Below are 21,734 nucleotides of genomic sequence, written 5' to 3' on the forward strand. Positions count from 1 at the left end.
GCTATGTTCAATCCCATCAAAACCTGTCGCTATCCCTAAAGAGAAGAGTTTTTCGACTTCATTATGAAGATTTCCTTCTATTTTCCCTTAACCGAGCAGTATTGCAATCACTCTAACCTCTCACTGATGGTGATGCCCTCATCAGCAGCCCATCACCACCTTTCGCCCCCGCCATTGAGATTCTTAATCCCCTTGAGCTTCGGATTTTAAAAGCTAAATCTCCCAAACTCCCCAAGGTGCTAACAGTTAGTTGGGCTATAGAAGCGATCGCTCGTTTAGGGGGTTACTTGGAACATCGACGTAATACACACCCATTGGTATCCAGGTACTGTGGCGCGGCTGGTTAAAATTGCACGACCTCTGTGAAGGTTGGCAGCTTGCTAGAGAGACTTAACGGGAAAAGTCAGGACGATTGATGAGCGTTGCAGCGTGATGCTGGAGTTTGACGTGAGTCCACCACACGGAAACTACAAAGGCATGAGCTATGGTCAATTGAGTGTATTGTTAAAGTACAAGAGATCAACGCCAGGTACGTAGAAGGGATTTTCCCACTAGCAGCGACCTGTTTAATATTAAAGATATGCCCCCATCGCTGTACACCTTCTTGAGCTTATTAATCACAAGAGAAAGTATTTCCATACCCGTCATATTAACATTAAGTTCAGATGTGTTTTGTGAAGGATTATCCCACAGCCAAGACGCACCATTTTGGTTCAATAAATGATAAACCTCTGCACCATAATCTTGGTATAGCTGAGGATGTTCTTCAGCAATTAACTCATAAAGATAAAGCAGTTGTTCGCGGTTACCCTTTTGCAAGCGGGAATCAGAACGAATGCGATAAAAATAATGCAGTTCAGGAATTACAACTCCCAGCCAACCTTTTTCACACATATTAATCCAGCATTCGTAATCTTCTAAATTCTCTGCCAACACAGATTTCATACTGCCAGCAGCAAGGTAAGCAGCCTTTCGCACTACAGTACAAACACCAAGAGTATTGTGGCAAAGTAGATAAGGAAATTCCGTATTCCAAGCTACCCAAACTTTTTCCGAATTACCAAACTCTTTAATCCAAGAAGCAACAAAACCGACATTTTTGTATTGCTTTAAAACCTTTGCTGCTTGTGTATAAAAACTTGGAGAAACTCTATCATCGGCATCTAGAAAAGCAATGTATTCACCACTGGCTATCTCTACCATTTTATTTCTTGCTGCGGCTACACCCAGGTTTTCAGAGTGAATGATTTTCAGGTTACTATATGTTAGGTCGATAACTGCTAGAGTTTCGAGACTCTTTTTCTCTGTACTACCATCGTTGAAAATAATCACTTCTAAGTCAGGATAGGTTGAGGCAAATACAGAGTTGAGTGTTTCACTTATGTAGTGACCACAGTTGTAGAATGGAATGCAAATAGATATTCTACCTTTGATGCTTATATCTGTATCTACAACTAAAGATGAGGGATAAGAAACTTTGCCGTGAGGTAGATAGTTTAAAGAGGGAAAAATATTTCTATCTTTATGCTGCCCAATAACTTTTTTCAAATGTGCCATCCGTTTTGACAATACATTTTCCGGGGCAGAAATTTTCAAAATTAAAGTCCGAGCTTTTGACCCTAGCTCTAAAATTTCAGTTGTTGAATAACTGAGAACCTGGTTTAATTTATTAGCGAAATCATTACTGTTTTGCCAATCAAAAACTAAACCTCCTTGCATTGCTGCTGTTTGTAACATTTCTACATGACCAACAGCAGATGAGGCTAGAATCGCTTTACCTAAGAGCATAGACTCCAAGCAAGTATTAGGAAAATTTTCCCAGAGAGAGGGAAGAACTACGCACCACGCTTTCTTCACTCTTTCATATAGTTGTGCCTGGGGTAGAGGTGAAGAAATTATTAGTTTACCTGAATTAATATATTGACGATATTTTTCTGTTAAATAAGCTTTCATATAACAGCCTTGGAGGTGATACCAAGTATCGCCACCAATGGCTGTAAGTTGAAAATTTATGCCTGCATCCCACAACTGACTGCAAGCTTCTAACAAGGGGATAATACCCTTTCTAACCTCTAACCTACCGAAGTAAACTATATCTCCCGGCGTGGGTAAGGATAATGGTAATTGCTCTTTATATAAAAGTTTCTGAGGTGCTGGTAAAGGGATAATTTCAATGTCGAAATCAGGATTTAAAGTCGTTTTTACCTGCTGGGCAATATAATGAGTGGGAGCGAAAATTCCATCAGCAGCGAGGATGCAAAACTTTTCCATTCTTCCTACCCAGTAATCACAAAGATGATAACTAGGCATTTTGTCAGCAGGATAAAGCAGATATTGAGGACTATGTAGGTTGAGAACTATCGGTACTCTTTGTAGTTCTGGACAGCCTAATAACTTTTTTTGCAGTAAAAAATAAGCAATCCCACTATAGTCTTCGCTCTCAATAATATCTGGTTGGCCATGAGTGCGAATATAATTAATGACTTCCTCTGCTAACTGATAGCTGATTGCCCCCCAGTAACCCATAACGTTATGTGGGAAGGCTGGATGAGTTTCAGAACGTGGATGAGCTTTTGGGGAATTTAATAAATAAGTATCTTTAGGAACTATTTTAATAATTTTCAGCTTGTTTTTTTCTTCAATTCCTGTTTGAGGACTGCGGGCAAAAACAGTGATGTCATGTCCAGCATCAGAAAACATCGCCGCCATATTGCCGACATAGGTAGCAATTCCACCAGCAACTGGAGGACATTCACTGGCAATCAAAAATATCTTCATATTCTTAGAGATGAAAAGTTGAGATTTTCTCTGGAATTAATGGGAATCACTTGTTCTCTAATCGCTGTGCAATTGTGGCCTTGCCTGCTTCACTGAGTCCAGTTAACCACAAAATTACGCCACTTCCTTTCATATACCTAGATTTCCTCTTCTTGAGTCAAACGAAGCGATCGCTTGAGCTTAAACCACTGTGTTCTGAACTTCCAGAACTTGGATGATTCCATCGCTCGTTTTTTCCAAGCTAATTCGTGTCTTTCTTGTTCGAGTTGATGTGTTTTTCTCTCCAAATGACGCTTTTCCTGCCATAAATGGCTTAAAGCTTGTTCTTGGTGCAAGTATTCTAGGGCAAGAAGTAGCATTTCTTCAGCTAAAGCCAGATTAATGATTGGTTTGGTTCTGGTTGGGCATAAAGCGATCGCCTTAGTAAATAGGGTATCCATGCGTTCAACCATCTTATCTAAGGAAAATAGTTCAACGACTCGTTGCCGCGCGTAGTAACCGATTTTACAACGCAACTCGCTATCTTGAATTAAAGGAATTAATGTTTTCAGGTATGACTCGACTTCGCTGACCTCATTTTCTGCTTTAGGAACTAAAAACCCAGTTCCAGGTATAACTAATTCTGCTTGTCCTCCAACATCTGAAGCAACGACTGGTAATTGCATAGACATTGCTTCGTAAATCACCAGAGAAATCCCTTCATAAGCTGATGGGAGTAACAAGATGTCTGTTGCACAATAAATAGCAAGCATTTCTTCAGGATTAATAGCAGGCAATATATGAAAGTGTGAATCTAAACTAAAATGATTAATTTTAGCTTGCATTCCCGGCAACAAATGACCATTACCCACAACAATTATCGAGACGTTGAAAGAGCGATTAACTAATTCTTGAACAATCTCAATTAGAAGTAGAGGGCGTTTCTGTTCTACTAAGCGTGCCGGAAATAGGATTACAACTGACTCATCGGGAATATTCAGTTGCGATCGCACTTGGTCACGTTTCTTTTTATCCTGCACCCATTTATTAGTATCAACGTTAGTATAACTAACTTGCAATTTCTCAGTAGTTTGCGGATTCAGACATGGATAATATTCCGCAAGGTGATGACAGGAGATGATTTGTAAGTCCAAAAATTCCCGGAATTGGCAGGAAAGACGTGGATATCCACATCCACGCCAACCTGGATCAGCAGTATGAGTAAAGTCAATAAAAACGATATCAGGAAATTCGTTACGCAGTAAGGGTAAGAAGTAATAAGCAATGTAAGAATTAGAAATAAAAACAATATCAATTTGACGTGATTGAATAATATATTTAGTAAAGTCTAACCAGTCACTATCTTGTAAAAAATTGGGCAAATGAAATATATCTGAGGTAACTGCATAAAAATATTTCTGCCAAGGATGCTCTGATTTGGAAGTTGTAACAATAGTCAGTTCGTAACCACAAGTCGCTAATAGAGTCACTAAATCGATATTAAATTTGTCAGCACCACCAACTTCTAAGTGAGGGAAAAAGCAAAGTATGTACTTACTGGAGTAGTCTTTTTCAAGAGGATTAATAATATCTATTTTCGGGAAGCGGGAATCCGAAGTAAAGTTATATCGTTCGATACTGAGATCGGGAAGATAATTGTGATTAAAAAAATCTTCATAGCGAGACTGAATTAATTCTATAACTCGTTTTTCTTCTGTAACGTTTGCTTTAGAAATTGTTAGTAAACCAGAATCAAGCCGACGGTAGCAATCTAAGTATTCAGGTATTGTCCAACCTTTTTGATTGTTGGCTATGGCTTTGAGCCATCTTTCCCAATCTTCGTAAAATCTCAGATTTTCATCAAATCCCCCCAGACAGTCGAAGTCTGACTTGCGATAAAGTAATCTACCTGTAACCCAATTTTGGTGAATAAATTGCGAGGGTTTATTAAAGCCGTCAGTCCACCAATATTCTTGAGCTTGAAAACCAACTGAGTAGGAGTTAACAAAGGAAAACTCTTGATGAGTTTCTAAAAATAGCACGCACTTCTCTATGTAAGTAGGATCAATCAGGTCATCTAAATCCATGAAAAATAAGTACTTACCAGTTGCATGGGTAATGGCTGTGTTCCTACCTGCTGCTAGTCCTCTGTTAGTATGATGCTGCAAGATTTTCATTTTTCCGTATATTTTGAGTAAAGATTGAAACAAGATACACGCTTCTGGTTCGGTAGAGCAGTCATCAACAATTATCCATTCAAAATTTTGGAATGTCTGATTGATTATAGATTTATAAGTAGCTTCAAAATACTTATGGGCGTTAAAGAATGAAGAAATAATGGATACAACTGGTTGCTGATATACTGGACTAGAAAATTTACATTTTCTCGTTTGCAGTACATTGATAAATTCGCTGACAGCAGGGAAAGGTGTAACTGTAGACATAAAATAAGCAAACTGCTAGTGTTTACCTTGATTGTTAGTTGCTTACCTGCCTTGGAATTAAGTTCCAATGCTAATAGCCCAAGTGCGTTTCAACGCACTAAGTTCAAAATGATACTTTACAAATATGCTTTGATCAGCAATCTTAAAAATTGTATACAATTGCCAGGTATGAAAAATTACTTGTTTTTTTATAATCTCTACAAATATCGGCGCTACATTTTTTACAACGCTTGGTATGAATTGCGTTATCGTTATGCTGGTACAGGTATAGGTATCCTTTGGAACATTATTAATCCTCTGTGCGAAATTCTCATTTACACAGTTGTATTTTCTTTACTACTTTCTCGTGGTGCGAGGGGGAGTTCCTACGCTTTATATCTTATGGCTGGACTGCTACCTTGGCGGACATTTGCGGAAACTATTGCGAGTGGTAGTAATGCTTTTGTACAAAATTCTATTTATCTGCGACGTTTAGCAATTCCTTCTGAGGTTTTTGTGGCTAAAGTCACTTTAACTTCGCTATTTCTGCTGTTTATTTACCTAGCTTTAGTGCTTCCTATTGGTATTTTGTTAGGTGGGCATCTAGGTTTTGGAATCTTGTTATTACCAGTGTTGGGAGTAATTTTAGAAGGCTTAGGTTTTGGTATGGGGTTAATTTTGGCTAACTTGCAAACTCTTTTTCCCGATGTCAAGCAGATTTTACAATTTTTAATTCCTTTATGGAGTTGGATGATACCTATTTTTTATCCAGAATCCATTATTCCCAAAAATATTTTACCTTGGCTTTATCTGAATCCACCCTATGCATATATTCAGTCAGTTCGCAATATCATTTTAGAAAATCAAATGCCAGGATTTCATGTTTGGCTAATTATGCTTGGGTGGCTAGCTTTATTTGTTTGGTTAGGTAATATTGTAAATCAAAAACTCCAAGATGAGATTAGAGATGTGATATGAGTGATGATATTATTTTGCAGGTGAATAATTTAAGTAAATGTTTTAAGATTTATCCAAATCCCTGGCATCGTGCTAGAGAATGGTTAAGTTTGGGAAACAACACTTATCATCAGCCTTTTTGGTCGTTAAAAGATGTGTCTTTTACAGTGCATAAAGGCGATTTTTTTGGCATTATTGGGGAAAATGGAGCGGGTAAAAGTACACTATTAAAAATAATTACCGGGGTGTTGAAGGCAACATCAGGAAGTTATCAATTAAATGGTAAAGTTCTCTCACTCCTAGAATTAGGAACTGATTTTAATCCCGAACTTAGTGGACGAGGAAATGCAATTTACAGCGCTGAATTGTTGGGATTTCCCGAAGGATATGTCCAAGAACGAATAAAAGAAATTGAAGAATTTTCGGAATTGGGAGATTTTTTTGACCGTCCCATGAAGTTGTATTCTTCTGGAATGAAGACAAGATTGGCTTTTTCTTTATTTGCGTTTTTGGAATGTGATGTTCTGATTTTAGATGAAGTTTTAGCAGTTGGAGATATTTTCTTTCAACAGAAATGCTATGCCCGTCTTGAAGAACTGATAGCAAAGCAGATTACGATTATTTTAGTGACTCACCAGTTAGCATCAGTACAGCAATATTGTAAAGAAGTGATTTTGCTGCATCATGGAGAAAAAATCTTTCAAGGAGAATCGATGAAAGGTATTATTAAGTTCCATCAACTAAAGATGGGTTTGGTTAATCATGTTTCTCCGGCTGTTCTTCAAGAAAAGCTAGAAGTACCTTTAGAAATACCGAATGATTTTTTTTGGCCTGCTGATGAAGTTTTTATTCCCGTTTCTTTTCCCCAGGCGAATTATGCTCAACTAATTAGTTACGTTATTTGTAACGTTAAGGGCGAGGGTTGCGTCAATTTTTTGCAAGGTGAACAAGCTTATTTATGCTGCGAGTTTCAACTGAAAAAGAGTATTGCTGTACCCATTGTAGCTGTATTCATTACTAATAAATTTAATGTCCGAGTTCATGTAAAAACTTCATTTCAACATAAAGTTAGCGTTCCTAACCAAGTTAATGAAGGGGATTATGTGCGTTTTTGTCGCAGTATAAACCTCAATATAGCTCCAGATAAATATGTTCTCGGTTTTGGTTTAGCCACCATGAACCCTAGTGATTATGCACGTTTAGATGAACTTCCACAAGCGGAATTTAACAGCCGCATTCAAATTTGCGATCTTTATGAAAAAGTGGGTGTTTTTTACGTTACCTCACATTATAGTAACAATCATCACTCTCATTTTGGATTGTGTAATTTGCCGGGAAAGGGGCAAATTCAAGTTATTACAAGCTCAAAGTAGTAATAAGCGATCGCTCCCCCATTACTTTTCACTTTAGTTGACAAAAATTACTTTAAAATTTAGATATCAGTAGTCTCAAAAACTGAGTTTAAGAAGCTAAATAAATCGCACAATGGCAAATGTAATAATTATGGAATACCAGTTAAAAAAATTAGTAACTCATTATCGAAAATCTCTACAGATCAAGCCTGAAAACCTAGTCGTTTATGAAAAAATAGCCGAACTTTATTATGAGCAAGGAGAATTAGATAAAACCCTCGAATTCTGCCAAGAAGCTTTGCAAATTCAACCAGATTTAGCATCAGTACCTAAAGTCTTAAACAAGATGCTACAAACTCTAGGTTTTGAAGGAGAAGAAATTACTGCCTTTCAAAATCTTCTCCAAAGTAAATTGGATTATGAAAGCTTTGATATACTGCTGTCACGTTCTCAAACAGTGAAAACTCCTACTGATGTTAAAACATGGAAGGATGCTATTGTATTGGGATATGACTTTAAAGAAAAAAAGCAATGGGATGAGGCAATTACTGCTTATATGAAAGCGATTGAAATTGAACCATCCTTATCTTTCTCTTATTTTACATTGAATTATATAATCAACTATTGTTTTACCCCTGAACTCAACCAATTAGAGAGAATAATCGCCTTCTATTATCAACTAATTCAACGACGTTTAACTTCACCCTATGCTTATGTAGTTTTAGGAGATATGTTAACCAAGCAAGGTAAAGTATCTGAGGCTATTATTGCCTATAAAGTTGCTATTAATAAAACCATTCATTTGAATCAAAATATTACAAACAAGTACATAAATTCTCCTAAAATTGACGATGTAAGCTTCTTAATTATTGGCATGGGTAAAGCTGGCACTTTTTCGCTTTACTATTATCTGTGTCAACACCCTCAAATTATCCCAGCTACGGATAAAGAATTACATTTTTTTAATAAAAACTTTGACCTCGGAGTTGATTGGTATCTAGCTCATTTTCCTCCCCTTCCTGTAGAAGGAGGCTTTTTAACCGGAGAAGCAACTCCTTGGTATCTCGGTAGCGATGAAGTTGAAAAAAAAGTATTTCAGCTATTTCCCAAAATCAAGCTAATTGCTATACTACGTAACCCAGTAGATAGAGCAATTTCTCATTACTATATGAATCTTAAACTGATGAAAGAACATCGCACTTTAGAAGTAGCGATGACATCTGAACTGGAAACCCTAAAAGAGATAATAGACCTTACCCAAGTCAGTGAGAAATACTGGCAAACAGAAAAAGGATATCTCTGGTTTGGTTTATACTTCTACTTTTTAGAAAAATGGATGGCTATTTTTCCGAGAGAACAGTTTCTGATTTTGCGAAGTGAAGACCTTTATAATCAAACGAATAAAACTATGAAACAGGTTTATGATTTTTTAGAAATAACTGATTACTCGCTTTCAGCACATCCCAAAGTTAATTCTGGTTCTTATTCAAAAACTAACAATAAATTGCGCCAAAAAATAGATGATTTTTTTCACCCGTACAATCAGAAACTGGAAGATTATCTAGGTATGAAATTTAATTGGAAATAATTACATTAAAGACATTATCTATGTTTTGGTAATCAGCAAATTAATTTTTATAATAATGTTTTTGTATAAGCTATATTTATGGATAAATTGCTTTCTAGAATTAACTCTAACAACTTTGAAGTCAGCTTCAAACAGACAAGAAAAGACAAATTGCCCCCGGTAGTTACACGAATAGCATTACTTGTCACAACCGAATACGAAGGCATTTTTAGGAATGGTGGAATTGGCACTTACTACCGCACTCTCAGTGAGAGATTAGCAGCAGAAGACTTTTATGTTGTGCTACTGCTTTGCCAAAGTCAAAAGAAGTTTGATGGAGAGTCAACGATTCCCGCAGTGAAACATATTTTTTCGACCAGTGAATGTATGGATGTACTAGAATTACAGCCGACTCACTTGGCAATTTTATCTCAGTTGCAGGATGGGGAATGGGTAGACTACGAGAGCTATTGTGCGCTGTTTTTTGCTCAGGCGATCACCTCTACATTTCCTAACACCTATACCTACATTGAATTTCCAGAAATGCTGGGATTGGGATACCGCACGGTTCAAGCCAAGCGATCGCGTGTTTTAGGAGAAAATTGTGTGGTGGCTGTGACTTTGCATAGTGGGCAGGAGTGGCTGCAAGAAGCTCATGCAAGCTACACACATTCTCATCCTGACTGGTTTTGGCAAACGAGCCATTATGAGCAATATTCCTTTGAACAGGCAGATTTAGCATTTTTTCTGTCGCATTTTCTCAAAAAGAAAGTGGAGAAGTATGGTTGGAAAACATCTCATGCTTTGCATTTACCCTATTGTTTTTCAGTCATTGAACAACCGTTGAAAACAATTACGCTGAGAAATGATTTACAACGGCTTGTTGATCAAGATAAAATTCCCCTTGTCTTTTTTGGACGATTAGAGGAGAGAAAAGGGCTTTTCACCTTCCTAGAAGCAATCGAACTACTAGAAAGTAATATTATTGAAAAAGTTCATATCATCTTTCTGGGCAAGAACGTTGAGCTTCAGGCAGAGGGTTTACAAGGGTTAGATAGCCAGCAATATATCAAACAAAAGTTAGGCTCTAATTGCTACACTATTGTGACCGATTTGTTCAGTCAAGAAGCGATTCGGTTGGTTAATTTGTTGCGTTGTGCGATTGTTTGCCTCACCAGTAGTCAAGAGAACTTTCCCCATACAGCATTAGAAATGGGACAATTACCTGTTAGTTTAATCGTTTCAGATACAGGTGGATTTCGAGAAACTCTCAATCTAATTGAACGCACGGGTGGTGTGCGCTGGTTCATACCGGAGAATGTGCGCTCTCTTGCACAAGCGATGATTCAAGCTATCTCAGCCTATCCAGAGAAATTTGGTGTACCGATGAGAGAGTTTCTCCATTTTGTGAATCAACGCTTGCTGAATCAAAGATTTGAATACATGAAGCAAGCTTTTTGTCAAACAGCTACATCACCCACAAGTTATCTAGATAAAAGTGAACCCAGGCGATGGATACTGGGTATGACTTCAATAGATGAGCAACTCTTTTTAGAGAACTATGCCCAAAATGAGTATTCAGGTAGAGGAGAGATTGTAGAACTCGGTTGCTGGTTTGGCTCATCAACTATTTCCTTAGTAATGGGACTTGAGGCTAATTCTTGTGTAACGAACAAAAACCAACGCATTCATGCTTATGATATTTTTATTTGGTGTTCACTGGCTAATATGCCGCAAAGTGTCATCGGCACTTCGTTAGAAGGAAAGTACAAAGATGGAGATAGTTTTCTAGATGAATACCTGGAGCGAATTAATCCTTGGAGTCATCTCATTCATGTCCATCCTGGGGATCTTGCAGAAATTGGCTGGCAACAAGGTGAAATCGAGTGTCTTTTTATTGATGCGATGAAATCCTGGGAATTAACAAATAGTATTATAAAAAATTTCTTTCCCTATCTGATTCCAGAAGTATCTCTGGTAATCCACCAAGACTTTGCTCATTACTATACATCTTGGATTCATCTAATTATGTCTCGCTTGCGAGAGTATCTAGTGCCGATTGAGCATCTCTTCATTTATTCCTCTAGAGCTTTTCGCTATGTCAAGCCGATTCCTAATGAGTTGTTACAAAATTCATATTCATTTGATAGTTTTTCTGAAACTGAGATTGAAGCCGCTTTTGATTATTCATTAGAGATTACACCCCAAAAAATGCAGCCGAATATTCTGGCAGCTAAAGTCATGCACTTTATTCATATCAAAAATTTTGAAAAAGCTAAGTTGGAGTTTAAAGAATCAACAGCACAGCTTGATTATTTGGAATGGATGGAGTTGGCTGATGTTCAAAAAATAGCTAAGATGTACTACTCAATTGACCTACTTAGTTAACCTGAGTTCGATGAAGACGATCAGCTCTCCTGCGCCATCCAAACGAGAAAACCCAAGATTTGCTCAACCGGAGGGAGGGGGTAATCTGTAAGGTCAATGGTTACGCATTGCTCTTCCAGCTTCAGAAACCGCCAAACTGTTCCACTACTCACCGTTCCGTAAATCGTCGAGATCGGCTGTTGCTTTTGTTGGTTAAGGTATTGAGCCGAGATACGCGGCTCAATACCGTTTCTTTAAGAATATCCACTAGCAAAGGGGTAGGGGTGAGTAAGGGAATTTCTGGCAGGAAACGACCCCCTTCAACGATTGTCAGTTGGAAATCCTCTACAGCTTTTTGAAGAGTGAATTTACTATAAGGCATAGATTTATAATTATTAGAAAATGAAGAATTTGCTCTTTATAGAAGGGCGTAAATAACTACCCAGTTGAAAAAGGTTAAAAAGCTTATAAAACAAGCTTTCTTATCTTCAGCATAGCTGCCTTATTGTACTAGTTTAATTAAATAAATTCAAAAGATTCTCGGTTGAAGCTGTAAAGCGCGACGGTAAGAGAGACTTGCTCCTGATAGCTGACCTCGTTCTGCTAAAATATCTCCTAAGTGTTTGTGCGACCAAGAGTAATCTGGATTCAGTTCGATCGCACGTTGGTAAGAAGCGATCGCCTCATCCGATTTCTGATCTTTCTCTAAAGCCTTTGCTAACTCTAAGTGTATTTCAAAGTTATTTGGGTGAAATTGAAGTGCGGTTTGGTAAGTGGCGATCGCATCCGAGAGGCGATTTTGTCTGACTAAGGCATTGCCTAGCTGCAAATGGATTTGAGCGTCATCTGGTATAACTTCTAGTGCTTGGTGATAAAGTTGGATGTCGTCAGTGTTGAATGCGATGCGAGAGCGATAATAGCTCATTACTCCCTCTACTCCCTGAGTTTGTTGGAGATATGACTTTAGTTGTACCAACTCGGTTTGAGAGGTATGTAGCTGAGATTGAGATTGCTGTAGTTCTCCCTGAGTTTGTCGTAGTTGAGCTTCAATCTGCTCGGATTGCTCTTGAGTTTGTTGTAAATCAGACTGAGATTGTACCAACTCGGTTTGAGAGGTATGTAGCTGAGATTGAGATTGCTGTAGTTCTCCCTGAGTTTGTTGCAGTTGAACTTGTGTTTGCTGTAGCTGAGTTTGCAACTGCTCAATTTGTATCTGAGTTTGTATCTGAACTTGTTGCAGACTTTCCCGATACTGCCCTATTTCTGCTTTTGCTTGCAGGGTTTCAAGTTGTTGTGCTTCTAATTCTTGGTTTTTCTGGTCAAGTTGCGCTTGGAGGCTTTCCAACAAGGTCTGAGTCTGGTGCTTTTGGGGTAGCAATTTCTTAATATTCAAACCTAGAAGCTGACTTGGGGCATTAAAAATCTCTAGTTCTTCTAGAATTTTAAAAACTTCTTGACCAATTGGTTGATAAAGTTCCACAGGGAAATGAACAAAATCAATCATGTTTTTAGTTCTGCTTTGCTTTAAAACTTTATCTACATCAACAATCCAAAAGTTCAATTTTCTTGATAATTCAATCAACGCTAAATTGAATTCTCGCCGTCGTAAGCTTTCAGGGCGTTTCACAAACTGATAATTGTGGATAATATTACCCGGTTCAATTGTTAAAGTATTAAATACTAAAATGTAGGCGTTAGTAACCTGTCGAATTTCTTGAATTAATTGAGTTAAATTTTCAATAAAAGTTTCTAAGGTCATCCGGCCTAAACTGACAAAATACTTCCTAAACCAATTTGCAGAAGATAAATCTCTTAACATCAAATCCATGCGTTGATTGTTCCACCAGCCACTAGGATCGATTAAAAAGCCATGTTCCCGATGTTGATAAACCACTCTCGCTACGTCAGCAGCAATTGATAAGATTACTACTTGTTTAGGAAACTCTTCAATACCGCTACCATGAGAAACACAAAAATCGGGTTTTGATAGTTGATTTTCAAAGAAATTATTGGGAAGATAAAACTTCTCTAAGACGGGAGCTAATAAATTTTGAGGAGATTTTTTGAGATTTTGCAGCAGGATATCCGATCTAGATTTTTCAATCTGCCCTTCTTTGATAATGCAGCAAGTTCCTTTCAATATTGGTTTAATTAGAGGAACACAGGAAAATACCGATGGAAGATCGCAGCCTCCCATCATATAGATCCCAATTTTATTTTCTTGATGTGAATCCGACCAAAAAATAATATGGTTAGAATCCATATATTCTCCAGTCGCATTTCTCTCAACGTTTGTTTTCATAAATAGATAATTAGTTATAATCTTCTCAAATTAGAAGTAAAAAAGCGAAACTATACATAAATACCAGGATATGAAATTAGATTAGGAACGACTCGAAGTGTACTAGCTGCTTCCAACTTAGATTCATTAATTTCTTCATCTACATCGGTAGTTAATACAGCTAGCAATGCTCCTACTTTCTGATAAACAAACTCTTGTGCATAGGTGCGGCGTAAAAAACCTATATCAGCAGAGCAAACACGGACGAGCATATCTAATTTGTGAATTTTCTCTGATGTATTTTCCGGTTCTGCTAAACTTGCAAGCACCCTTGCAGGTGTTTCTAAAACAAGATTATTTTTCTCTTCTTCTATTTTGACTTCAAAAATATCGTCTCCATAATCGATTTTATCTCCTTCATCCTTGTACCATTGAATAAAAATTACTCCTTCAGTACCTTTATTGATATAGGGCATGAGCAGTTTAAACAGCATCTTAATCTTTCCTACGTCCGATTTGCTTAAGTAAAGGGCGATTTTCAAAAAAACCTACGTCTGTTATGACTCGTAAAAATTCTTGGCAGATAACCTGATAAGCTTCAGGTGAATAATCTAATCCTCTAGTAACGTGCTGTGCTGCACCCAGTTCAGCTAAAAGTGATTCAACATCAATAAGAGAAATTCCTTCTTGCATGGAAAGCTTGAGTAAAGCTAAATTTAACTTTTGAATTCTCAGGCGTAAGGTTTCGCCGATGTTATGATAATTGGTAGTGCGATCGCTCGGATCGAAATCGCAACAGTTATAACAGATAATATACGCACCTGTTTTTTCTTTCAGCAGTTGAATAAGCTGGCTAAAATTGGCTTGAGATTGCTCGGTAGATAATAAGCCTGTGGGAGAAAAATGCTGTTGAAACTCCTGTTTTTCCGCCTCAGATAGTTGCTGTTGCCAATCTTCAGGAATATCGATGAGATACCCTGTTTGGCTATGTTGCCATAAATTTTTGGTAATCTCTGCCTGGGTAGAAAAGACGATAATATCGATATCTGCTGCTAGCAAAGAAGTAGGAGATTGTCCCGTTAACAGGGTTTCTAGCTGCTTAGATGGGAAGCTACCTAATTGTTCAAAAGCGTGCCATTCATTTAGGAAGGAAATTTCTCCCAACTGTTGCAACCAAAGATCGGAACGTCCACTGGGTTCGTAGATAATTTCAATTTGAAAAGCGCGATCGGATTTTTCATTAATTAAATCTTGTAAACTTTTATCTAACTTTTTTGCTCCTTGTGTTATGGGAAGTAGAGAATCAATGGCATCGCGATCGCCTTTGACCAAAATACGGATAGTTTGTTTACCACCCATCTTGACCTGTTGTTGTTTCCATGTTTTTCTACTTTCCTCCTGGTCTTCCTTTGGCATCATCCAAACTGCTAATGCTGGTGCTAATTCGTCGGGGGGGCTTCGCTCGATAACAGTTGTTTTTATTTCGGTAATCTCAAACACTGGTGTGAAGGTAGCTTTTATGTAGGCGATCGCTTCCTTCCGCAATCTTTCCTCTGACTTGAATTCTAGTCTAGAACCTCTATTCGTAGCATATAGAAGCAAAAACCTGGCTTTAGGGGTGCACCAGGAAGCAACTGTTCTCAGATAATCTGAGGAAAAGACTTGAGGAATAATGTGAAAACAGCCCCGGTCAATTAGACAATTAAATCCAGGTGAAGTCAAAGGTTGGCGACAAATATCAACTATTTTGAACTCTAGCTTGCCCTGAATTTCACCATGTAACGACTTGGCCTTTTCTATAGCAGCTTGGGAATAATCAATCCCTAAGACGTTAAAGCCCTGTTGGGCAAGCCAAGACGCTATTTCACCCGTACCGCAGCCGATATCTACTACTAATGCTCCCGGTGAAAACCAGCCGCTATCAACTGCGTCTTGAACTTCTGGGGGAATTTTACTAATTCTCCAAGTAGGTGAAAATTCTACATCTGACCAGTTGCTTTCCCAGTCCTTTTTCTTTTCTTCGTATTCTTCCAAATGATGCTGTTGAACATTCATACAAATCCCAATTCAGGAATTAGCTTGTTAATCTAATATTACTCAGATCATTTCTTCAATAACCCTGAATTTATTAGAATTAATTTCTCTTCCTTTCAGGCTGGAGGCGATCGCCTGAAAGTTCTCAGGTCTGGTCGTCATTGTAGACCAGGTTGCCATCAATTCTTGTTCTAAAGCCCTTTCCATTTGAATAGTGGTTTTTGCCAGATCGCAGGCGCGATCGCCTGACTGATAGTGTGGAAGTGCTAAAGAACGAGCCACTTCTAACCTTCCTTGAAGCTGGCTGCTAAACAGTGCTTGATTATGAACCAAAGAACTAGGATTTTTAAAACTGCGGTCAATCGCCCAAGTCGCAGTGTAAGCAGAATACATTCCTAAAACAATGCCGATCGAGAAAATCGGATCTATAAATCCAGCAGCATCACCAATCAGGAAAAATCCCGGCCCCGCTAACTGAGTCGAGCGATAGGAATAATCCTGAATTTTAGCAAAACTGCCTTCGCAGAATTGGGCATTTGCTAACAGGTCTTCTAGAATCGGTATTTCACAACATTTTTGTCGAAAATAAGACTCCCAAGAACCACCGTTCAATTGAACGGTTTTCATAAATTCCAGAGGAAGAATTAAGCCGACACTGGTACTTTCCCTCAGAGGGATATGCCAAGACCATCCCCAATTTCCCGTCTCAGCAAAAGAACAAATAAATGTAGTTGGTAAAATTGTTCGCAAATTTTCCACTGAATGAGCTTTGCCATTCAAACCAATATACTTGGAGTTCTTAAAGTATCCCCATAAACTCATAAACCGAAAATCTTTGTCGATAGTGCGGATGCCCATTTGTTTCGCTATCACAGCATTTTGACCGCTTGCATCAACAATAAAGCGACAGGTTATCTTACCTAAACTTTTGTCTTTGAGTAGACGGTAGGTGAGGCTTTGCTCTTGTTGCCCATCTTGTAAATCAACTGACAAAACCGACACTTCTTCAAAAATTTGTACTCCCTTCTCTCTAGCATTTTCCAGTAATATTAAATCAAATCGGTCTCTTTCAACGTGCAGTGCTTGGCGTGAGTAACCGAAATCCTTAAAATCAACTTGTCGAATTCGACCATTCCAAAAGGTTGTACCCCCCGCTTTCTGAATAAATCCTTCAGCAGCAATTTTGTCGCTTACTTGAGCTAAATCAGTATACTTCCAAAATTGAGGAATCGTATTTTCTCCTATATGATGGCGCGGGTGCTTGTGCCGCTCCAGCAAAACTACATCGTATCCCTTCTGGCTTAAAAATGTGGCAGATGTCGAACCTGCTGGGCCGCCGCCAATTATCACTACATCACACTGCTGGGGGATGTTCATGCTTCAATACTCCCAAGTTTGGACATCACTAAGGATTTAATAGTATCGATATTCTCGAAATTATCTAACACCACCTCATCTGGATTGATTTTAATATGAAACTGTTCTTCTATAAAACTAATCAATACAAAAATTCCTAAAGAATCAATGATTTCTTCCTCAATTAGAAGTGACCCATTATCTAAAATTACTTCTGGCTTATCGTACATAAATTCTTTGCTTATCTGGTTTTTGAGGATTTCTTTCACATCATGTTCTGTATAGCGTTCTGCTGGCATAACCTTAGCTCTTAAAGTAATTTACGATCGACTTTCCCAGTGGAAGTTTTTGGCAAAGCTGCCCGAATCTCTATAACAGCAGGAATCATATACTTCGGTAAATATTTCGAGCAGAAACTCGCTAAATCCTGCTTTTGTAAAATATCGTGGGAAACCACAACAGCTTTGATAATCTGACCAAACTGTTCGTCAGGAATAGCTACCACTGCTACCTCTGCTACTTGAGGGTGGTTGTATAATGTCGTCTCTATTTCTCCTAAATCGATTCGATAACCGCGACTTTTTATAGTGCGATCGCGACGACCTAAAAATATGTAATTTCCATTTGGTTCTTGTCTCACTAAATCGCCAGTTCTGTAAACGAACTCCTCTCTTTGCTCTCCCGTTGCTGACTGAGAGGGCATATCGAACGAACGGGATACCAAAACCTCCTCAGTCAAATCTAATCGCCCCCAATAACCATTCATCAGCGATCGCCCTCGCACATAAAGTTCTCCCACTTCCCCAACCGTTGCTATTTCTCTCCTGTCGTTGACAGCAAATACCTCATTTTCTGCACAGGCTTTACCAATAGGCAAGGTTGCACTCGATTCATCGGGAATCTTCTCAACTGGATAATAAGTACAAACATTCGTTTCCGTAGGCCCGTAAAGATTATAATATTTTGCCTGCGATACGCATTCCATCAGTTGTCGCAAATATTTAATCGGAAAAACTTCACCTGCAAATAAAATTGCTCTTAAATTGGAGAAGTCATATCCTGGTAAATTACCATGCAAAACCAATTGGATGAGGGCAGAAGGAACCGAGTACCAAATTGTTATTTTTTGTTCAGCAATAAATCTAGCTAAGTCAAGCGGAAAAATTGTTAATTTTTCGGGAACGATAATTACAGTACCGCCAGCTTTCAGTGTGGTAAAAATATCGAAAACGGATAGATCGAAGTGCAGAGGAGCGTGATTGGAAACGCGATCGCTATAACTTACCTGAAAACATTCACTAGACCAATTAACAAAGTTCAACGCCGCCCCATGATTAATCGTTACTCCTTTTGGAGTTCCAGTCGAGCCTGAAGTATATAAAATATAAGCTATATCGATTTCAGTTACTTCGTTGACAGGTAAAGGAGATAAAGGTGCTTGCAATACATCCTGCCAACTGATAAAACTTTCGACTGTTCCTGAAATCTGAAAGGTATTCTCACCGATAATGATTACCCACCGAACGGGAGCGAGTTTTGGTAATACCTGCTTTAAACTGGCAATTTTTTTAGCAGTAGATATTAACACCTCGATCTGACAATCCTGAATAATAGATGCAACGCGCCGAACGGGAGCAGATGGATCAAGAGGAACGTATACAGCACCGGCTTTGAGAATGCCGAAAATTGCCGCTACCGCTTCAATCGATTTGTTGAGATAGATCCCGATGCGATCGCCTTTTTCGACACCAAGGTTTTTCAGAAGCAAAGCTAATTGATTAGAAACTATGTCTAGCTCTCGATATGTTATGGCACTGTTTTTATAAATAACCGCTTCTTTATCTGGGTGTTGCTTGGCACTGATTTCTAAAATATCTTGTTGGAGATTGGACATTAACAATCAAGTTTAATAAGTTACAGATTAATAAGAGGTTGTTTGAAAAGTGTTTCACTGTGACTTTAGGCACTTTCAGATCCCCCCTAACCCCCCTTGAAAAGGGGGGAACCGGAATCAAAGTTCCCCAATTTATCGGGGGATTTAGGGGGATCTAGAACGTTTTGCTAGCGAGAAGAGGACTTTTCAAACATCCTCTTATACTGACTTTTACCATTAAGTCTAGAAACATCGAAATAGTGAGGGTTTTAAGCCCGGATAAATTCTCAACAATTTATATTTAATGATAATGGGCAACCAGAGAATAGGACTTTGGTATCGGTACATCGTAAGCGATCATTTCGCCAAAAAGATAACGGGAAAAGTCAGATTTACAATCCCATAAATTGAGCAATAATCTGATACTGAATTTCAGAGGTTCCTGAATACAGCCGACTGCCCAAAGCATCTCGTAACTCTCGTTCCAAGCCTAGTTCCGTTAAATAACCATATCCCCCATGAATTTGAATGGCATCTAAACAGGATTGTACCCAAGATTCGCTAATATAAAGTTTTGCCATCGCTGCTTCCATAAACGCAGATTTACCTGTTTGTTTTAACCAGCCAAACTTATACAATAAACTTCTAGCTGTTTCCAGTCGCATCTTCATATCCACAAGCTTACTAGCAACCAATTGAAATTTCCCGATTGGCTGTTGAAATTGCTGTCGATGTTTGGCATATTGAATGCATTGCTCAAGTAACCTTTCCATAGTGCCAATGGCACTAGCAAGGATGAAACCACGCTCCCATTCTATGCTGTGACTAAATACAGCCATTCCTGCACCTTCTTTTCCCAGCAAGTTAGCGGCGGGTACTTCACAGTTATCTAGAAATAATTCGGACATTTGTGCCGTTCTCAACCCCATTTTTGACATCTTTTTTTTGACAATAAAACCCGGAAAATCTTTTTCTACTAAAAAACAAGTAATCCCCCTTTTTCCTCGCTCCGGATCTAGGGTGGCAAAGACTAGGATTAGGTTGGCGATCGCCCCATTAGTAACAAACATTTTTCTACCATTTAAAAGATACTTATCTCCCTTTCTTTGGGCAGTAGTTTGCAGGCTGTAAACATCTGAACCTGCCTCTGGCTCAGTTACCGCATGACCACCAATTAATTCGCCTTTAGCAAGTTTGGGAAGATACTTGAGTTTTTGCTCGGGAGTACCAAACGTCAAAATGGGAAGTTCGCAAGCCCATATATGAGCAGCAATTGAGAAAAGCAAGCCGTTATCTTTGCAACCGTATCCCAAACCTTCTAAAGCAGAAATAGTCGTGAGGGTGTCTAATTCTTTTCCTCCATATTCTTGGGAAATTAGCAAGCCCATAATTCCCCACTCTCCACATTTTTTCCAACCTTCTATGTTGAATTCTTCTTGTTGCTCTAGCTGAAAAATATTTTCTATTAATGTTGTTTGACAAAATTCAATTACATTTTCTTTAATTTCAATTTGCTTTTCATTCCATGAAAAATTCACTCTCAGTACCTCTAGCGAATAACATGACTATTCCAGAAACTTGATACAATATCAACCAGAGCAAAATTTATACAGTTGTAAATTAACATCCAGTGCGGATGCGGGAATGGCAATGATTTCGACCGTTCTCGATGATTTGGCAGCGCGATCGCTTTGAAACCCGCGTCGGTGGGTTTTGCCCGTGCAGCCGCGACTTCCAGTCGCCTGGTGCAAAATATAAGGTAAGCAATATTAATTTCAGTCTAACTTCACTCTCACTCTCCCATTTTTGCAATCTTTAGAATTATACAATTTCATTCCAGCCTCCCAACCGTGACGAACACCTACAATCGACTCTTGAATGTATTGAAACAACAAAGAAAAAGGCAGATTGTGAGTAAACTTAAGGCGTAAAATCCTTAGCAAACAACGGTAGATAAGCAGGAAAGTCAGACGGATTAAAAACATTGGGAAAGGTAGCTTTTGACAACCATGTTTTAAAGCAAAATAGGTAGTATTTTTAGCTAAGGAATACCAACAGGTGAGATGTCGGCGATCGCGGCGATTGTGACTGGGTTGGATGTAGTGTTCTACAGCTGCATCTGTATGAGAAACCGTGTAACCAGCTTCTAGCAAACGCAAACAAACATCAGTTTCTTCTAAAAAATATTCAAAAAACTCATCAAAATAGCCAATTCTGACTAAAGCTTCTCGTTTATATGAAGCATTAGCTCCCATTACACTACAAAACCATTGAGGGTTGGAGATATATCTAGTTGTCTCTGTAACCGAAAGAACCGGTCGAGATTCGCTCAAACGGCTATTGACACCTCTAGCAAACTGTAAAGAAAAATTTTGTTGAGTTTTATCTATAACTGCTCCACCCACACAACCACAACTTCCTCTCTGTTCTCGGTAAACTTGTAAATGTAAATCTATCCAATTCTGCGGAGGAATAACATCGTCATCCAGATAAAAAATAATGTCTCCTGTTGCAGCTTTCAAACCTAAGTTTCTAGCCAGACTCACATTTCGTTGTACAGTAAAAATAACCTGATTAATAATACCTTTGTATTCTAATAAAACTAACTCTGTATCATCTTGTGCTGGGCCAACGACTAAAATTAGTTCTTGAAAAGAACATCGCCAAAGTGAAACAGCGCTCATCACTTTTGAGAGAAAGTTACACCTGTCTACAGTACAGATAATCACAGTTGCGGAAGGAGATAGCATTACAAATAATTTAGTGA

17 protein-coding genes and 2 pseudogenes are annotated in these 21,734 nt (G+C 38.4%); 5 read left to right on the forward strand and 14 right to left on the reverse strand.

What is annotated here, in order from left to right; all coding sequences use genetic code 11:
* Nucleotides 1–206 precede the first annotated feature (206 nt).
* A pseudogene (locus CDG77_RS37830) lies at nucleotides 207–394 on the forward strand (IS4 family transposase); the annotation flags it as partial.
* A gap of 125 nt (nucleotides 395–519) precedes the next feature.
* Here CDG77_RS37830 and CDG77_RS23145 read toward each other — a convergent pair.
* Genes CDG77_RS23145 through CDG77_RS23150 form a run of 3 tightly spaced genes read right to left on the reverse strand, consistent with a single transcriptional unit; the run spans nucleotide 520 to nucleotide 5,201 of the window.
* Nucleotides 520–2,778 carry a glycosyltransferase gene (locus CDG77_RS23145; RefSeq protein WP_094331711.1) on the reverse strand — a complete coding sequence of 753 codons (2,259 nt, stop codon included), beginning with the start codon at nucleotides 2,776–2,778 and terminating at the stop codon, nucleotides 520–522.
* Nucleotides 2,779–2,824: 46 nt separating this feature from the next.
* Nucleotides 2,825–2,911 carry an adenylyl-sulfate kinase gene (locus tag CDG77_RS39150; protein ID WP_223269931.1) on the reverse strand — a complete coding sequence of 29 codons (87 nt, stop codon included), beginning with the start codon at nucleotides 2,909–2,911 and terminating at the stop codon, nucleotides 2,825–2,827.
* Between the two features lie 4 nt (nucleotides 2,912–2,915).
* Nucleotides 2,916–5,201 carry a glycosyltransferase gene (locus CDG77_RS23150; RefSeq protein WP_094331712.1) on the reverse strand — a complete coding sequence of 762 codons (2,286 nt, stop codon included), beginning with the start codon at nucleotides 5,199–5,201 and terminating at the stop codon, nucleotides 2,916–2,918.
* A 168-nt stretch (nucleotides 5,202–5,369) separates the two neighbouring features.
* Here CDG77_RS23150 and CDG77_RS23155 point away from each other — a divergent pair, with 168 nt between their 5' ends.
* The 4 genes from CDG77_RS23155 (at nucleotide 5,370) to CDG77_RS23170 (ending at nucleotide 11,444) form a co-directional block, all read left to right on the forward strand.
* The gene (locus CDG77_RS23155) at nucleotides 5,370–6,158 is read left to right on the forward strand and encodes an ABC transporter permease (protein WP_094331728.1); all 789 of its coding nucleotides are present in this window, start codon (nucleotides 5,370–5,372) and stop codon (nucleotides 6,156–6,158) included.
* A complete protein-coding gene (locus CDG77_RS23160) occupies nucleotides 6,155–7,510 on the forward strand; it encodes an ABC transporter ATP-binding protein (RefSeq protein WP_094331713.1) in 1,356 nt (451 codons plus the stop codon). Before CDG77_RS23155 ends, CDG77_RS23160 begins: the two co-directional genes overlap by 4 nt.
* A gap of 130 nt (nucleotides 7,511–7,640) precedes the next feature.
* On the forward strand, nucleotides 7,641–9,077 hold the full coding sequence (locus CDG77_RS23165) for a tetratricopeptide repeat-containing sulfotransferase family protein (RefSeq protein WP_223269928.1): 1,437 nt from the start codon (nucleotides 7,641–7,643) through the stop codon (nucleotides 9,075–9,077).
* Between the two features lie 78 nt (nucleotides 9,078–9,155).
* Nucleotides 9,156–11,444 (forward strand): glycosyltransferase, encoded by a 2,289-nt coding sequence (locus CDG77_RS23170; RefSeq protein ID WP_094331715.1) that lies wholly within the window; start codon nucleotides 9,156–9,158, stop codon nucleotides 11,442–11,444.
* Between the two features lie 20 nt (nucleotides 11,445–11,464).
* Here CDG77_RS23170 and CDG77_RS39155 read toward each other — a convergent pair.
* From CDG77_RS39155 to CDG77_RS23215, 11 genes and pseudogenes are all read right to left on the reverse strand, one after another.
* A pseudogene (locus CDG77_RS39155) lies at nucleotides 11,465–11,656 on the reverse strand (hypothetical protein); the annotation flags it as partial.
* Nucleotides 11,593–11,805: a hypothetical protein gene (locus tag CDG77_RS39160; RefSeq protein ID WP_442946438.1), complete on the reverse strand. Its 213-nt coding sequence runs from the start codon at nucleotides 11,803–11,805 to the stop codon at nucleotides 11,593–11,595. The pseudogene CDG77_RS39155 and the gene CDG77_RS39160, both read right to left, overlap by 64 nt.
* Before the next feature lie 147 nt (nucleotides 11,806–11,952).
* Nucleotides 11,953–13,725 (reverse strand): tetratricopeptide repeat protein, encoded by a 1,773-nt coding sequence (locus tag CDG77_RS37835; protein WP_223269929.1) that lies wholly within the window; start codon nucleotides 13,723–13,725, stop codon nucleotides 11,953–11,955.
* Nucleotides 13,726–13,775: 50 nt separating this feature from the next.
* Nucleotides 13,776–14,198, reverse strand: a complete 423-nt coding sequence (locus CDG77_RS23185) for a hypothetical protein (RefSeq protein WP_094331716.1) — start codon at nucleotides 14,196–14,198, stop codon at nucleotides 13,776–13,778.
* Nucleotide 14,199: 1 nt separating this feature from the next.
* Nucleotides 14,200–15,759, reverse strand: a complete 1,560-nt coding sequence (locus tag CDG77_RS23190) for a class I SAM-dependent methyltransferase (RefSeq protein ID WP_094331717.1) — start codon at nucleotides 15,757–15,759, stop codon at nucleotides 14,200–14,202.
* Nucleotides 15,760–15,801: 42 nt separating this feature from the next.
* Complete coding sequence (locus CDG77_RS23195) at nucleotides 15,802–17,115, reverse strand: NAD(P)/FAD-dependent oxidoreductase (RefSeq protein WP_094331718.1); 1,314 nt, start codon at nucleotides 17,113–17,115, stop codon at nucleotides 15,802–15,804.
* Nucleotides 17,112–17,393 carry an acyl carrier protein gene (locus CDG77_RS23200; protein ID WP_094331719.1) on the reverse strand — a complete coding sequence of 94 codons (282 nt, stop codon included), beginning with the start codon at nucleotides 17,391–17,393 and terminating at the stop codon, nucleotides 17,112–17,114. Before CDG77_RS23200 ends, CDG77_RS23195 begins: the two co-directional genes overlap by 4 nt.
* Nucleotides 17,394–17,404: 11 nt before the next feature.
* Entirely contained in the window at nucleotides 17,405–18,988 is a 1,584-nt protein-coding gene (locus tag CDG77_RS23205) for an amino acid adenylation domain-containing protein (RefSeq protein WP_094331720.1), read from the reverse strand.
* A 371-nt stretch (nucleotides 18,989–19,359) separates the two neighbouring features.
* A complete protein-coding gene (locus CDG77_RS23210; protein WP_094331721.1) occupies nucleotides 19,360–20,505 on the reverse strand; it encodes an acyl-CoA dehydrogenase family protein in 1,146 nt (381 codons plus the stop codon).
* Nucleotides 20,506–20,587: 82 nt separating this feature from the next.
* Nucleotides 20,588–20,734 carry a hypothetical protein gene (locus CDG77_RS36765; RefSeq protein ID WP_190234043.1) on the reverse strand — a complete coding sequence of 49 codons (147 nt, stop codon included), beginning with the start codon at nucleotides 20,732–20,734 and terminating at the stop codon, nucleotides 20,588–20,590.
* Nucleotides 20,735–20,742: 8 nt separating this feature from the next.
* A complete protein-coding gene (locus CDG77_RS23215; RefSeq protein ID WP_094331722.1) occupies nucleotides 20,743–21,717 on the reverse strand; it encodes a glycosyltransferase family 2 protein in 975 nt (324 codons plus the stop codon).
* Between the last annotated feature and the right edge of the window lie 17 nt (nucleotides 21,718–21,734).

The organism is Nostoc sp. 'Peltigera membranacea cyanobiont' 213, assembly GCF_002245975.1.
Taxonomy (GTDB): Bacteria; Cyanobacteriota; Cyanobacteriia; order Cyanobacteriales; family Nostocaceae; genus Nostoc.